The sequence below is a fragment of the Marivita sp. genome (assembly GCF_017643905.1).
Taxonomy (GTDB): Bacteria; Pseudomonadota; Alphaproteobacteria; order Rhodobacterales; family Rhodobacteraceae; genus Marivita.
In genome coordinates this window covers 1-13829 of record NZ_JAEPMO010000017.1, presented here as the reverse complement: position 1 = coordinate 13829, position 13829 = coordinate 1, and the positions used below count along the sequence as shown (strand labels likewise).

Below are 13829 nucleotides of genomic sequence, written 5' to 3'. Positions count from 1 at the left end.
TGGAGAACAACCCATGACCTTTGACTATACCTCGATGGGGTTTCACACCTTTGACGCGCTGTGCCGCCCGGTGACCGAAATCCCCCCCGGCGGAAACACCTATTTCGTCGATGAATTTACGTTGGCTGTGTCCGGCGCTGCGGGCTCAGCGGCCATCGTCGCGGCCAAGCATGGGCTTAAGGTTCAGGCTGTGGGCGGTGTCGGCAATGACCTGATGGGCGATTGGGTCCTGCGTCGCTTTGGCGACTTCGGCGTCGATACCGAGATGATGCAGCGCATCCCCGACATGACCACCTCGTCCAGTGTTGTGACCACCCGCCCCGATGGGGCGCGCCCGGCACTCCACAAGCGCGGTGCGACGGCGGGGTTCTATGTCACTGATGACCAAATGGACCGGGTTCTGGACACCAAAATCCTGCACATCGGCGGCGTCGGCCTCATGGACGCGATGGACCAGGGGCGCAATGCCGAACTTCTGGCCGAGGCCAAGGCCCGCGGCATCACCACCACGCTGGATGTCTTCGCCTCAACTCCCGAGGATTTCCCACTGATCCGCCCGCTTCTGGCGCATACCGACTACTTCATGCCGTCCGAGGAAGAGGCGATGGCCCTGTCGGGCATGACCGATTATGAACAGATCGCCGCATTCCTACTGGATCAGGGCGTCGGTGCTGTCATCCTGACGCTTGGCGCAGATGGGGCCATGTACCGCGATCAGCGCGGTCAGAAGATCGACATCCCATCTTACAAGATCGATGTGGTCTGCACCTGTGGCTGCGGCGATTGCTTCAACGCGGGCTTTGCCACCGGGCTGCATCTGGGCCGTTCCATTGAGGACTGCATCCGCTTCGGACAGGCATCCTCGGCACAGAACGCAATGGGGCTTGGTTCCCAGGCGGTTGTGTCGTCGCTCGAAAACACCATCGCCTTTATGGAGACCACGCCGATCCGCGCGTGATCCGGTCTGCAACACCCTAACGAAAGCCACTGAATGCCCCCCGCGATCATCTTCGATCTCGACGGCTGCCTTGTGGACAGTGAAGTGCTGTCGCTCAAGGCCATCGCCGACGAGGCGCACCGTCTGGGTGCCCAAGACCTGAATCCGCGCGACTTGGGGAAAGAGGTGCTTGGCCTCAAGATGTCGCGCATCGCCGAATTGATTGCAGACAGGGCAGGGCGGCCTGCGCCCGAAGACTTCGCGCAACGTATTGACCGAGTTCTGATGGATCAGTACCCGACCGACCTGAACCCAATCGACGGCGCATACGACCTGTTGTCAGCCCTTCATCATGCCGGGTGTCACATGGCGGTCGCCACGGGCAGTTCAAAGGCACGAATGGCGCTGGCCCTGCGCACAACGGGACTTGATGGCTTCTTCGAAGGCCGCGCGTGCAGCTCTGACCAGGTCGAACATGGCAAACCCGCGCCGGACCTCTTTCTTTTGGCAGCCAAGGTGATTGGTCGTGCGCCGGGCGATTGCATCGTGATCGAGGATTCCCCGCATGGCGTCGAAGGCGCTTTGGCCGCCGGGATGACACCTGTCGGGTTTGTCGGCGGTGGGCATTTTGAAGGTCGGCGCGACGATCACGCGGATACGCTCAGACAAGCAGGCTGCGTGTCGATTGTGGATCGTCTGGATAGGTTTCGGGATTTGGTCCTGTCCGGACACCTCATGTGACAGGAAAAACGCGAGGCCGATCCGGCCCCGCGCCCTTTTTTACCATTTGGTCAAATCTCAGCGGCTGGGTTTTTTGCCGAAGGCGACCGCAAGAACGATGATCGCACCCGCCACCATCATCTGCTCGGACACGTCCAGCCCCATGATGATCAGACCGTTGTTGATGGTCCCGATCAGCAGGGCGCCCACGAAAGTGCCGATGATCGTGCCCTTGCCTCCGAACAGGCTTGTTCCCCCAAGGATCACAGCCGCGATGGCGGCGAGTTCCGCGCCTTCGCCGAAGTTGTAACGCGCGGTTCCCATCATCCCGGTCCAGAGCATCCCGGCCAAAGCCGCGCCGACACCGGTGATCAGGAAGCAGATGATTTTCACACGCTTGGTGTTGATGCCGGAATAGCGCGCCGCTTCGCGGTTGCCTCCGGTGGCCAGAACTTGCCGACCGAAGGGTGTATAGCGCAGCACCACATGGCCGAGGATCGCCACGGCAACAGCCCAGAGGAACAGGGTGGGGACCACGCCGATCGTGCCGGGGCCGAACACCATGTCGAAGGTCTCGTTCCGCACGGGCACGGGGTTGGTGTAGGTGATCCGCATGTCGATGCCGCGCACCAGCTGCATCATGCCCAGCGTCACAAGGAAAGACGGGATCGACAGGGCGGTGACGAAGAACCCGTTGACCAGACCGACCGCCACGCCGCACAGCAATCCTGCGATCACGCCGCCGACAAATCCGTATCCCGCCTGTATCGCCAGCGCCGACACAAGCGCCGCCAGCGCGGCAGTCGAACCGACGGACAGGTCCAGTTCGCCTGACGAAATGATGAAGGTCATCGCGATGGAAATCACCGCGATCATCGCGGTTGTGCGGGCGATGTTGAAGAGGTTCGACACCGTCAGGAAGCCCTTGTCGCCAATGGTGACGGCAAAGAAAAGAAGCACACCGGCAAAGCAGATGTAAACGATGTTTTCGCGCCAGTTGATGCGTCCGAGATGGAACGATCTTTCTTGCGGCATGGGGTCAGCCTTGGACTGCATGGTGCAGAGCCTCCTCAGATTGCACGTCTTTGCGGTTCATGTTCCCGATCACGCTGCCATCGTAGATGATGAGCAGCCGGTCGCTGATCGCGAGCAGCTCTTCGAATTCGGATGAAATGACGACAACCGCCGTGCCTGCATCCGCGATCTCGCGTACTTTGCGCACCAGTTCGGATTTCGCGCCGATATCGACACCGATGGTCGGCTCATCAAGGATCAGGACTTTGGGTTTGCGCTCCAGCCACTTGGCGAGAACGATCTTTTGCTGATTGCCGCCGGACAGAAGGTAGACCTCTTGTTCCGGGCCTTCGCACTTGATCTTGAGGTCCGCGATATGCCGGTCGGATGCCGCGCGCGCGGTCGTGTCCCCGACAAACAGGTTGCGCGTGAAGCGGGCAAGGTTCGGCAGGATCACGTTGTCCCGAAGGCTGTGATCCAGAATTAGGCCCTGTGTCCGGCGGTCCCCGGGCACCAGCCCGACGCCTGCCTCAATGGCATCGCGATTACTGCGCACGGAATGGCCATCAATCCGGACAGACCCGCCGTCAATCTGGCGAATGCCGAAAATGGCCTCGACAATCTCGGTGCGGCCCGAACCGGTGAGTCCGGCAAGTCCAAGGATCTCGCCGGGGCGGACATCAAAGCTCACGTCGTCCACATATCCGTTCACCCGCAGGTTCTCGACCTCGAGAACGGGGGCCGCCGTCATGTCGACGTCGCGCGCGACCCAATCCAACGCGGCGGTGCTGTCAGAGCCAAGCATGGCGCGGATCAGCTCTTCCATTGTCACGTCACTTGTGTCGGCCGTCAGCATGTCGCGCCCGTCACGCATCGCGGTGATACGGTCGCAAATCTGGTAAATCTCGGCCATGCGGTGCGAGATGTAGACGATGGAAATGCCTTGCTTTTTCCACTGGTTCACCAGCCGGAAGAGGGTCTCAACCTCGCTTTCGGACAGCGAAGCGGTGGGCTCGTCCATCACGATGATTCGGGCGTTCTTGGACAACGCCTTGGCGATCTCGACCATCTGTTTCGCGCCGACGCTCAGGTCTTCGACACGGGAGCGCGGGTCGATGTTTTCGCCGAATTCGCGCAGGATCTCGTGGGCGCGGCGGATCATTTCCGCATCGCGGATGAAGATGTTGTTGCCGCGTTTCGGCTCGTGACCCAGAAAGATGTTCTGGGCGACGGTCAGGGTGGGGATCAGGCTGAATTCCTGAAAGATCATCGCGATCCCGGCGGCTTCTGCATCGCGGGGTGCGGCAAAGCTGACATCCTGTCCGTCGATCTGCACGATGCCGGCATCCCGCTGATAGACGCCTGTCAGGATCTTCATGAGGGTGGACTTGCCCGCGCCGTTTTCGCCCATCAGGGCATGGCATTCGCCCTTGCGAAGAGTGAACCCGGCATGGCGCAGCACGGGGTTCCCGTTGAACGCCTTGTCGATGTCCCGCATGGTCAAAACATCTGTCGACATGTCGTGCTCCTCCTCACGGACAAGCCGTACGCCACGGGGAGGCGTGGCGTACGGCAAGCTGCATCAGTTGCTGGCCAGATCGGCTTGCATCGTTTCCGGCAACGGGATGCGGTAGATCTTCTCATACGCCTCGGCGAGGTTGTCGCGGCTCACACGAACCGGCGGCACCGAGATGTAGGAGGGCAGGCTTTCGCCGATCAGCGCCAGCGCACCGGCGCTCGCTTCGGTCACGCCCTGTGTGTAGGGCTGTTGGGTCGAGATGCCGGCGATGAAGCTGTTGGCAGCCATCTCTGCGGCGACGATCTGATCGAAATTCTCGTTCACGATCTTGAAGTCCGCCGGACGCTTGCCATTGATGCGGGCGGCTGTGGCAGCACCCATCGCCGGGATCGACCACGACCCGTAAACACCCTGCAGCGTGGGATAACGGGCGAGCAGGGCCTGTGCCACTTCCTGACCCTTGTTCGGGTTGTCATGACCGGCGGCAGCGACCAGTTGCAGATCGGGATACTTGGCGATCATGCGGGCAATGAAGCCGATGTAGCGCAGATTGGTCACGTGGAAGTCGTTTGCGTAATACATCGCCGCGACATCGCCTTTGCCGCCGACTGCGTCGTTCAAAAGGTCAGCCAGATACATGCCAAGGGCAAGGTTGTCGGACGAGATCACCGACACGTAGTCCTCACCGGGCTGCATGCCGTCGGCGGCCTGGTCGATGAACACGGTCTGCGAACCGGCATCGGCAAGGCGCTGGAACGCGGATGCGGTGGTCGCGGTGTTCAGCGGGATCGATACCACCAGATCGGGCTTCAGAACCGAGATCGCGTCAAGGTCGGAAATCTGGCGTGCGTCTTCCCAGTTCGCATTGGTTTCTGCGACCACTTCGATGCCCAGATCGGCAAAGGTTTCCTTGAGGCCCAGAAGCTGCTGCGAGGCCCAGTCGTCACCCAGCCAACCCATTGAGATCGCAGCGGTAAAATTGCCTGCGCGGATCTTTTCTTTTTGCTCTTCGGTGATCTGGATCTCGGTGTAAAGCACACCTTCCTCACCGCGCGGTCCAAGGCTGACGACGGTCTGGGACAGATCGTCGATCTTGGCCAGCTCCAGCGTGCGTTCTGTCGGCGCCTTGTACCACAGCGGGTGACGGACATCGCCGATATTTTCCTGCGCAAAGGCGGGCAGGGACAGGCCAAGGATGGCAGCGGTTGCGCCAGTGGCCATGAGGGTTCTACGGGTCAACTTCATTTTGGTCTCCTCCGATGGAAGTTTTCGCGTTAAGGGGGTGACCGCCGATCAGCGGTCGAGCATGAATTCCTTGAGCATCGCCGCAAGGCGATCCTGCGCTTCGAGCGCAAGTGAGTGACCGCATTCCTCGAAGACGGCGGCTTTCTCGACGCCGTTGGACAGTCGCGCCATCTGTTCCTCGACCAGCGGTCCAAAGAATTCCGGCGCGCCCACGGTCATGATGGGCAGGGTGAGTTTCTCGTTGCGCAATTCGCGCACGATCTCAGCGTTCTTGAAGGCGGCGCGATAGGTTTCGAGCGTACCCCGCAGACCACCCGGCGCCTTGAGGCTGGCGACCCACTCGTTCATCGCCTCTTCGGTGATGGCGTTGGGGTTCCAGGTCTCGGCCTTGATCCAGAATTCCCAGAACTCGCGTTCCTTGCCGTTGATCAGCATCTCGGGCAGGTGGGGGATCCAGAAGAAGGGGATGTGCCAGACCCAGACGCCGCTTTGGCGGAACTGGGACGTGATGTTGTCGGGGGTGAAAAACGACGCTTCTTCAAGACCTTCGCTCGACAGCAGCATTTCACAGAAAGACAGGGTCTTGACGCGCTTGCGTTCGGTTGCCGCCAGCACATAGGCAAATTCCGCGCCGCGGTCTTCGCCATGCACATGGAACGTGTCATGGCCAAGGAAGGTCATCAACTCTGCGAGGTCCTGCGCGTTGGTGCGGCTGTCATAGCCTTCGCTGACGGGGGGCTTGTCGGTGTAGCCAAAGCCGCGCAGGTCGGGGGCGACAACGGTGAAATGTTCGGTCAGCAGCGGGATCAGCTTGTGCCAGTAGTAGTTGGTCTTGGGTGTGCCATGGACCAGCAGCAGGGGTTCGCCCTGACCGGCAGTCACGTAGTGCATCCGGATGCCGTTCACGCGGGCACGCCCATGCTTCACCGGTGCGCCTGTATGATCGAAAATCTCGGCCATTTTTCCCTCCCTTTAGGTGCCTTTGACCATGCTCTTCACGTTGCGGGGTCTTTGTGTTCGCGGTCGGTCAGGGTGGCTTTGGGTGTGTCCCTTACGCCGCCTGAACATGTGCTGCGGTTGTGAACTTATGTTCTAACATTAGATCAAATGTCAAAATAAAAATTTCAAACGCTCAGCTTGCGTGTTCCGGGGTGGGTAGCTCAATGTGATATTGAGAAAAATAAATCTATGTAAAACAGAATATTATTTCAAAAATTGGAGGATACTCAGTCGATCACGTTGCGTGCGCTCTGCCTGGGGAATTGTCCACCTCGACACATGTAAGAACATTTGAAATGTAGTATCATTATATGTTCTTGATCTTCCGATCGGCTGAATCTCTGGGTGAACCGCACTCTGCGAGGCGTGAAACCGATTCTGTCCGTTGGTTTCGCACGGGTCGCGGGCAAAAAGTGAACCGGGTTCTGCGCGCGAACAAAGCTGCAGGTTTCGGGTGCGCGATGTCTTTTGAGGTACTTACGACGGTGCTGCTTCCGTCTCCGAAAGACGGTTCACCGTCTTGGCCATGGCGTGATCGATATGCGCCTTCATTTCGTCTTCGGCACGGGCGACATCGCCTTGCATCAACGCCTCGATCACCCGGCTGTGTTCCGTCCATGAGGTGTCGGCCGACACGACGCCGCGCACAACCACCGCCATGGATCGGCGGATGTGATGCCAGTTGGTGCGCATCGTGGTCTGGATGGTGTCGTTGCCGGCCCAAGTGTAGATCATTTCGTGGAACTCGAAATCGACAGCAATCTGCTGATGCGGATCGTTGGATCGCACCGCTTCCCAACCGCGTTTGAGCATCATCTCCGCCTCTTGTGCGGCATCCGCCGGTTTGCGCTCATGTGCGAGGCGGATCGCAAAGGGTTCGACGGCGCTGCGGAATTCGTAGATCGAGAGGAACTGCTCGGGGCTGATGCGTGAAACCACGACACCCCGGCGTCCGGTGTCTTCGACGAACCCGTTGGCCTTGAGCAGGGAGATCGCGCTGTTCACCGGCTGTCGCGAGACTTTCAGGCGGGCTGCGATCTCGTCCTGATTGAGCCGCTCCCCCGGTTCGAACTCTCCAGAACAGATCGCATTCAGCAGGATATCGTATGTTTGCTCGGTCAGCGATTTGGGCTGTTCTATCGTCTGCATGTCCATCCTTTAACACGCAGACCAGACCTTGGTCGCATGTCTTTTTCGAAGCCATAGATTAAAATAAAAATTTCGTATACGAAATACGTGTTGAATGCTTAACGCATGATTTTTGGGAGGATGAACCATGTGTGAAGTCTTTGCGGGACAAGATCCCGAACGCTACACAAGCACCACGCGGCGTTTACGCCTGAACGGTCAAAGTACGTCAATTCGCCTCGAAAACGCGTTTTGGGCAACGCTTGACGAAATTGCGGCCCGCGATGGCGTATCGACCCCGATGTTCATATCGACCCTGCATTCCGAAGTTCTGGAACGTCGCGGCGAGCCGAAAAACTTCACCTCGTTGCTGCGCTGCGCCTGCCTGAAATTCATGGAACTCAATCAATCCGGCACCGCACACGCCATGGCGGCGGAATGAGCCCCACGCACTGTCATCTGCAAAAAATAGGCGGGTAGTACAGGCATACTACCCGTGCCCCCTGACGACCCGACTACCCTGCGAATGGACATAGAAACCAACCGCAGGAGTCACCCTTGGCCAAGCAAATCCATTCGATGATCCGCGTTCTTGATGAGGAGCGGTCGGTCGCGTTCTACGACAAGGCATTTGGCCTCAAAGTCGCGGACCGGCTCGATTTCCCGGACTTCACGCTGATCTATCTGAGCAATCCCGAAACCGAGTTCGAACTCGAGTTGACCGTGAACAAGGGTCAGACCGAGCCTTACGATCTTGGCAACGGCTACGGCCACCTTGCTGTCTCGGTCACCGATCTGGACTCCGAGCATGCCCGGTTCGAGGCGGAAGGCCTCAACCCCCGCAAACTCGTGTCCTTTGCACCGGCAGGCGAGGTGATCGCCCGGTTTTTCTTCGTCGCCGATCCGGACGGGTACCAGATCGAGGTGCTCGAACGCGGTGGGCGGTTCAAGTGATCAGGCCGCACCCGTCCTACCCAACGGGTGCACATCAAACAGGGAGGAGACTACACATGTCACAGAAAGAAAGCCTGCGTGGGCTGACCCGGCGTGACCTGCTCAAGCGCGCAAGTGCTGCGGGTGCGTCCTTTGTCGTCGGGACCGGGTTCCTTGCCGCGCCTGACGCGGCATGGGCCTATGAAGCCACGCATCTCGATGCAGAAACCTTTGCCACGCTTGTCCAGATGGCGCGCGATATCTATCCGCATGATCAGGTGGCCGATGAATACTATGTGATCGCGGTCAAGGGCTATGACAGCGCCGATGCCGCCGCAGGGATCACGGCCGGGATTGCCGCATTGAATGCGGCCGCTCAGGGCAAGGGCTTTGACAGCTATCTCGCCACGGGATGGGAACGCGACCGCGTCGACATTCTGCGCGGCATGGAGGACAGCGCGTTCTTCCAGCAGATCCGCGGCGGACTGGTCACAGGCCTCTATAACCAGAAGGCGGTCTGGCCGATCTTTGGCTACGAGGGCGAGTCCTTCTCGCAGGGCGGTTACATCGATCGCGGTTTCAACGACATCAACTGGCTATAATCGAAACCCGCCGCGTTGCCTGCTTTGGCGACCTCTCGTGACCGCTAGGAGACGAGACCGGGTCGACCGATGCGGGGGCAATGATGGCCGGTTCCGGGAGGAACACATATGACTGCACCTTTTGATCTGAATGACGACAGTGTCGTCGTTGTTATCGGCACTGGCGCCGGCGGCGGTGTCGTGGCAAGCGAATTGGCCCGCAAGGGCATAAGCGTCGTGGCTTTGGAAGCTGGCGCGCGGCATCTGCCCGAGGATTTCATCAACGATGAATGGGAAAGTTTTGGCCAGTTGGCCTGGCTCGATCCGCGTACCACCAGCGGTGACTGGCGCGTGGCCAAGGATTTTTCGGGTCTGCCCGCATGGATCGTGAAATCCGTGGGCGGCACAACCCAGCACTGGGCTGGCGCCAGCCTGCGCTTTCAGGAGCACGAGTGGAAAGCCGCAACCACCTATGGTCCGGTTCAGGGGGCAAACCTGCTCGACTGGCCGATCGACGCGGCCGAGATGGACCCGTGGTACACGCTGGCCGAAGACAAGCTGAACGTGACGCGTACGGGCAATCGTCCGGGCCTGCCGGGCAACAACAACTACCTCGTCTTCGAAAAGGGCGCCAAGGCGCTGGGCTACAAAGAGGTCAGCACCGGCCGAATGGCCATCACGTCGCGCAATGACGACAACGCACGGTTGATGTGCCAGCAGACTGGCTTCTGCTTTCAGGGGTGCAAATGGGGTGCGAAATGGTCAGCTGGCTATCACGAGATCCCCGAGGGTGAGGCGACCGGAAACCTTGAAGTGCGTCCGCAAAGCCATGTCGCCCGCATTCTGCACAACGAAGCGGGCAAGGTCACGGGCGTCGAATATTATGACGCGAACGGCACGCTGCAGATGCAGAAGGCGCGCATCGTCTGCGTCGCGGGCAACTCCTTCGAAAGCCCGCGCCTGCTCATGAACTCTGCGTCTTCGATGTTTCCGGACGGCTTGGCCAACAGCTCGGGTCAGGTGGGGCGCAACTACATGCGGCACATGACCGGGTCGGTCTATGGCGTCTTCGACAAGCCGGTGAAGATGTGGCGCGGCACCACGATGGCGGGCATCATCCAGGACGAGGCACGCCATGACCCATCGCGCGGGTTCGTTGGCGGGTACGAGCTTGAGACCCTGTCTCTGGGTCTGCCCTTCATGGCGGCTTTCCTTGATCCGGGTGGTTGGGGCCGCGAGTTTACCTCCGCGCTTGATCATTACGAGAACATGGCGGGCATGTGGATCGTTGGCGAAGACATGCCGCAGGAAACCAACCGCGTCACGCTCAACCATGACGTCAAAGACAAGTACGGTTTGCCGGTGGCCAACGTGCATTTCGACGACCACCCGAACGACATCGCGATGCGCAACCATGCCTACAAGCAGGGTCAGGCGATCTACGAGGCGGTTGGGGCAACCCGCACCTTCCCGACGCCGCCTTATCCGTCGACGCACAACCTCGGCACCAACCGGATGTCCGAAAACGCGCGCGACGGTGTGGTGAACAAGTGGGGCCAGACCCACGACATTGCGAACCTGTTCATCTCGGATGGCTCGCAATTCACCACCGGGGCCGCGGAAAATCCGACGCTGACCATCGTGGCGCTGGCGATCCGGCAAGCGGACCACATCGCGCGGGAAATGAGCGCGCAGAACCTCTGAGCCATGGACGGCGCTCCTTCGGGGGCGCCGTTTTTTTTCCATCTGATACAATTTGCAGAAGGCAGCATTATCATGCTCGATCTTGGGAACCGCGTTTCGATCTACCAGCCTGAACAGGATGGGCTGATTTTTCCCGAGCTACCGGAATTCGACAGTATCGAAGCCGAACGCCAGCACCGCAAGGAACGGCTGGTGGCCGCGTGCCGCGCCTTTGCGCAACAGCGGTTCGACTATGGCTTTGCCGGGCACCTGACGGTGCGCGATCCGGAACGGCCGGAGCTTTACTGGACCAACCCGATGTGCATTCATTTCGACAAGGTGAAGCTGTCGAACCTGATCCTTGTGGATCACAAAGGCACGGTAATCGAAGGCGACTATGCCGTGAACCGCGCGGGGTTCGTGCTGCACGCGAATGTGCATGAGGAACATCCCGACATCATTGCCATGTGCCACGCCCACACAACCTACGGCACCGCTTGGTGCGCGACGGGGCGGCCCATCGACCCTTTCACGCAGGACGCCTGTGCGTTCTTTGAGGACCATGTGGTGATCGGCGAGCAGGGCGGACAGGTCGCGGTGGAGAACCACGCGGGTTCAGACGTCGCCAAAGCCTTCAAGGGTGTGAAAGCCGCGCTGCATCAGAACCACGGACTTTTGACCGCAAGCCGCCACAGCATCGACTCGGCCGCGTTCTGGTTCATCGCTCTGGAGCGCTGCTGCCAGCAACAGCTCGACATTGCCGCCTCCGGCATCACGCCGATCCGCATCCCCGACGACCGCGCGCGCTACAGCCGCGAGCATGTGGGTAGCGACTATATCGGGTGGCTGCATTTTCAGACGATCTGGAACCAACTGATCATCGACCAACCCGACATGTTGCTCTGAGGAACCTCTTGCAAGGCACGCGTGCCTCTGGACAGCGCATCGAAGGGATCGGTGACCACATCCGGGGTCACGACGGAAGGTTTAGCGAACTGCTGTAAGATTCTGATATTTCGTCAAAAAAACGCACAAGAAGCGGTTCTGTCTTGACCGCACGGCTATGCTGAACGGGCAGGGGCGCCAGTGGTGTCGCGGATGATGGGCTCGGCCGAGATCTCCGACACGACGGGCGGCATGTCCGGGTCGGCAATGCGATCCAGCAGGGCGCGCGCGAGTTTGCGGCCAAGCTTGTGTGGCGAGACCGCCATGGTCGTCAGCGCAGGCGTTGCCACGGCTGCATCCTGAATGTCGTCGAACCCGAATACGGAGACATCAACGCCGGGCCGTTTCCCTGCGCGGTTCAGCGAAAGGCAGGCGCCAAGCGCGACCATGTCACCATTGCAGACGACCGCCGTGATCTCGGGATGGGCCTGAAGCAAAGCGCCCATTGCGTTCAGACCGGCAAGCTTGTTGTCCTCGCAACTCCAGACAAGGCCGGGACCAAGATTCCGCTCCGCCACTATCTGTTTGTAGCCTGCGATACGTTCCTTGCGGACCAGTGTTTCGTCGGTCCCGCCCAGATAGGCGATGTGCCGGTGCCCAAGGTCGGCGAGATACCGTGTGGCGGTGGCCGTGGCTTCGGTATTGCGGATGCCGACGTGATCCAGGTCGCGGCGGACATGACGCAGGAAAGTGACGACGGGAATGCGCTGTGCGGCCAGCATGTCGAAGGTGTCTTGCGAGGTATCCACGGCGGGCACCCATAGCAGGCCGCCACGCCCGTGTTGAATGAAGGATTCAAGCTGTCGTTTCTGGCGGTCTCGGTCGTCGCGGGTGTCGACGACAGACACAAGATATCCTTCGGCCTCAAGCAGATCGACGACGCCACCCACCACTTCGGCATTGAACGGGTTGCCCAGCTGATTGATCACGAACCCGATTTCCCGGTTCTCGCCCGACCGCATCGCGGCTGCACGGGAATTCGGCAGATAATGCAGCTTGCGGGCGGCGTTCAGCACCTTTTCGCGGGTCTCGTCGGAGATGCGACCCGTGCCTCGCATGACCTGGCTCACGGTCGGAATCGACACGCCGGCTTCTTTTGCGACGGTGCTGAGAGTGGGTTTGGGGGTCACGAATCCGCTCTGACTTGATATAACGATAATTCAAAAAATGCCTGTAAATCGCTTTGAAATCAATATTCACTACTGGTTTTTGCTTGTTTTCCCCAAAATTTTTGGTTGGATGATGATATAACGATATATCGTTGTCCAACATCAAGGGGGAGATTCGCGCTGCCGATTGCGGGCAGTTCGTCAACGCCGAAACAGCCAAGCCCGACTTGGCGCAGACGACACGGGCAATGCCGATCCGGTCAGCCCACAGGTCAAAATCTGGCAGGAAACATGACCCTATTCTCAAAAACATTCGGCGCAGCATCCGCCATAGCCATGTCATGCGCTGCGGTTGCCGCTCAGGCCGACGTTCTTTTCTGGTCCACGCAGGCACGTCCTGCCGAAGAAGCGCAGTCCATGACAGAGCAGGTGCTTTCGGGTTTTGCGGGCGGCGTGGACTACCAGCCAAACGAAGGTGGCCCATGGCTCACCCGTCTGCAGGCTGAATTGCAGGCGGGTTCTGGCAGCATTGGTGTCCTCGGATCGCTGCACGGTGATTTCTCGGCAATGAACCCCGATGATCTGGTTGATCTCGACGATCTGGGTGTGTCCTCCGCCTCGGCCACGTTCAACACACTGGCCAAACTTGGCACCGACACCATGCAGTAAATCCCTTGGATGCAAGCCAGCTACATCATGGCGGCCAACAAGGAAGCGCTGCAATACCTGCCTGAAGGCGCGGATATCGACGCATTGACCTATGACCAGCTGATCGAATGGTCGGCGAATGTCCATGCGGCCGTGGGTGAACCCAAGTTCGGCTTCCCGGCGGGTCCGAAGGGTCTCAAGCACCGCTTCTTCCAGGGCTATCTCTACCCGTCCTACACCAACGGCGTAGTGCGCACGTTTGCGTCCGACGAGGCCGTGACAGCGTGGGAACCCAAGTTCGACAAAATCCGCCGAAATTCGCCTGAATTGAGGGTGGCTGGCTGAGTTATTTCAATGATTTAGCGGTT

At 59.6% G+C, this 13829-nt stretch carries 15 protein-coding genes; 9 read left to right on the top strand and 6 right to left on the bottom strand.

Features of this window, described 5'->3' with window-relative positions; genetic code table 11:
* Positions 1 to 13 precede the first annotated feature (13 nt).
* Positions 14 to 958, top strand: a complete 945-nt coding sequence (locus JJ869_RS04285) for a carbohydrate kinase family protein (RefSeq protein WP_292264801.1) — start codon at positions 14 to 16, stop codon at positions 956 to 958.
* A 33-nt stretch (positions 959 to 991) separates the two neighbouring features.
* Complete coding sequence (locus JJ869_RS04280) at positions 992 to 1678, top strand: HAD family phosphatase (RefSeq protein WP_292264800.1); 687 nt, start codon at positions 992 to 994, stop codon at positions 1676 to 1678.
* A 57-nt stretch (positions 1679 to 1735) separates the two neighbouring features.
* Here the strand turns inward: JJ869_RS04280 and JJ869_RS04275 are convergent, their stop codons facing one another.
* From JJ869_RS04275 to JJ869_RS04255, 5 genes are all read right to left on the bottom strand, one after another.
* Positions 1736 to 2692 carry an ABC transporter permease gene (locus JJ869_RS04275; protein WP_292264799.1) on the bottom strand — a complete coding sequence of 319 codons (957 nt, stop codon included), beginning with the start codon at positions 2690 to 2692 and terminating at the stop codon, positions 1736 to 1738.
* Positions 2693 to 2696: 4 nt separating this feature from the next.
* Positions 2697 to 4190, bottom strand: coding sequence for a sugar ABC transporter ATP-binding protein (locus JJ869_RS04270; protein WP_292264798.1), 1494 nt, complete (start codon positions 4188 to 4190; stop codon positions 2697 to 2699).
* 63 nt (positions 4191 to 4253) lie between these two features.
* Positions 4254 to 5435 (bottom strand): substrate-binding domain-containing protein, encoded by a 1182-nt coding sequence (locus tag JJ869_RS04265; protein ID WP_292264796.1) that lies wholly within the window; start codon positions 5433 to 5435, stop codon positions 4254 to 4256.
* A 48-nt stretch (positions 5436 to 5483) separates the two neighbouring features.
* Positions 5484 to 6395, bottom strand: a complete 912-nt coding sequence (locus tag JJ869_RS04260; RefSeq protein WP_292264795.1) for an alpha/beta hydrolase — start codon at positions 6393 to 6395, stop codon at positions 5484 to 5486.
* 516 nt (positions 6396 to 6911) lie between these two features.
* Complete coding sequence (locus JJ869_RS04255) at positions 6912 to 7583, bottom strand: GntR family transcriptional regulator (RefSeq protein WP_292264794.1); 672 nt, start codon at positions 7581 to 7583, stop codon at positions 6912 to 6914.
* Between the two features lie 127 nt (positions 7584 to 7710).
* On the opposite strand from JJ869_RS04255, the gene JJ869_RS04250 reads away from it, so the two are divergent.
* The 5 genes from JJ869_RS04250 (at position 7711) to JJ869_RS04230 (ending at position 11665) form a co-directional block, all read left to right on the top strand.
* A complete protein-coding gene (locus tag JJ869_RS04250; protein ID WP_292264792.1) occupies positions 7711 to 8004 on the top strand; it encodes a ribbon-helix-helix domain-containing protein in 294 nt (97 codons plus the stop codon).
* A 116-nt stretch (positions 8005 to 8120) separates the two neighbouring features.
* On the top strand, positions 8121 to 8516 hold the full coding sequence (locus JJ869_RS04245; protein WP_292264791.1) for a VOC family protein: 396 nt from the start codon (positions 8121 to 8123) through the stop codon (positions 8514 to 8516).
* A gap of 56 nt (positions 8517 to 8572) precedes the next feature.
* Entirely contained in the window at positions 8573 to 9097 is a 525-nt protein-coding gene (locus JJ869_RS04240) for a twin-arginine translocation signal domain-containing protein (RefSeq protein ID WP_292264790.1), read from the top strand.
* Between the two features lie 108 nt (positions 9098 to 9205).
* A complete protein-coding gene (locus JJ869_RS04235) occupies positions 9206 to 10780 on the top strand; it encodes a GMC family oxidoreductase (protein ID WP_292264789.1) in 1575 nt (524 codons plus the stop codon).
* A gap of 72 nt (positions 10781 to 10852) precedes the next feature.
* Positions 10853 to 11665 (top strand): class II aldolase/adducin family protein, encoded by an 813-nt coding sequence (locus JJ869_RS04230; protein ID WP_292264788.1) that lies wholly within the window; start codon positions 10853 to 10855, stop codon positions 11663 to 11665.
* 155 nt (positions 11666 to 11820) lie between these two features.
* Here JJ869_RS04230 and JJ869_RS04225 read toward each other — a convergent pair whose 3' ends face one another.
* Entirely contained in the window at positions 11821 to 12834 is a 1014-nt protein-coding gene (locus JJ869_RS04225) for a LacI family DNA-binding transcriptional regulator (protein WP_292264786.1), read from the bottom strand.
* A gap of 270 nt (positions 12835 to 13104) precedes the next feature.
* Here JJ869_RS04225 and JJ869_RS04220 point away from each other — a divergent pair, with 270 nt between their 5' ends.
* Both JJ869_RS04220 and JJ869_RS04215 read left to right on the top strand, forming a co-directional pair.
* Positions 13105 to 13482 (top strand): hypothetical protein, encoded by a 378-nt coding sequence (locus JJ869_RS04220; RefSeq protein ID WP_292264784.1) that lies wholly within the window; start codon positions 13105 to 13107, stop codon positions 13480 to 13482.
* A gap of 9 nt (positions 13483 to 13491) precedes the next feature.
* Entirely contained in the window at positions 13492 to 13806 is a 315-nt protein-coding gene (locus JJ869_RS04215) for a hypothetical protein (RefSeq protein ID WP_292264782.1), read from the top strand.
* The last annotated feature ends 23 nt before the right edge of the window (positions 13807 to 13829 follow it).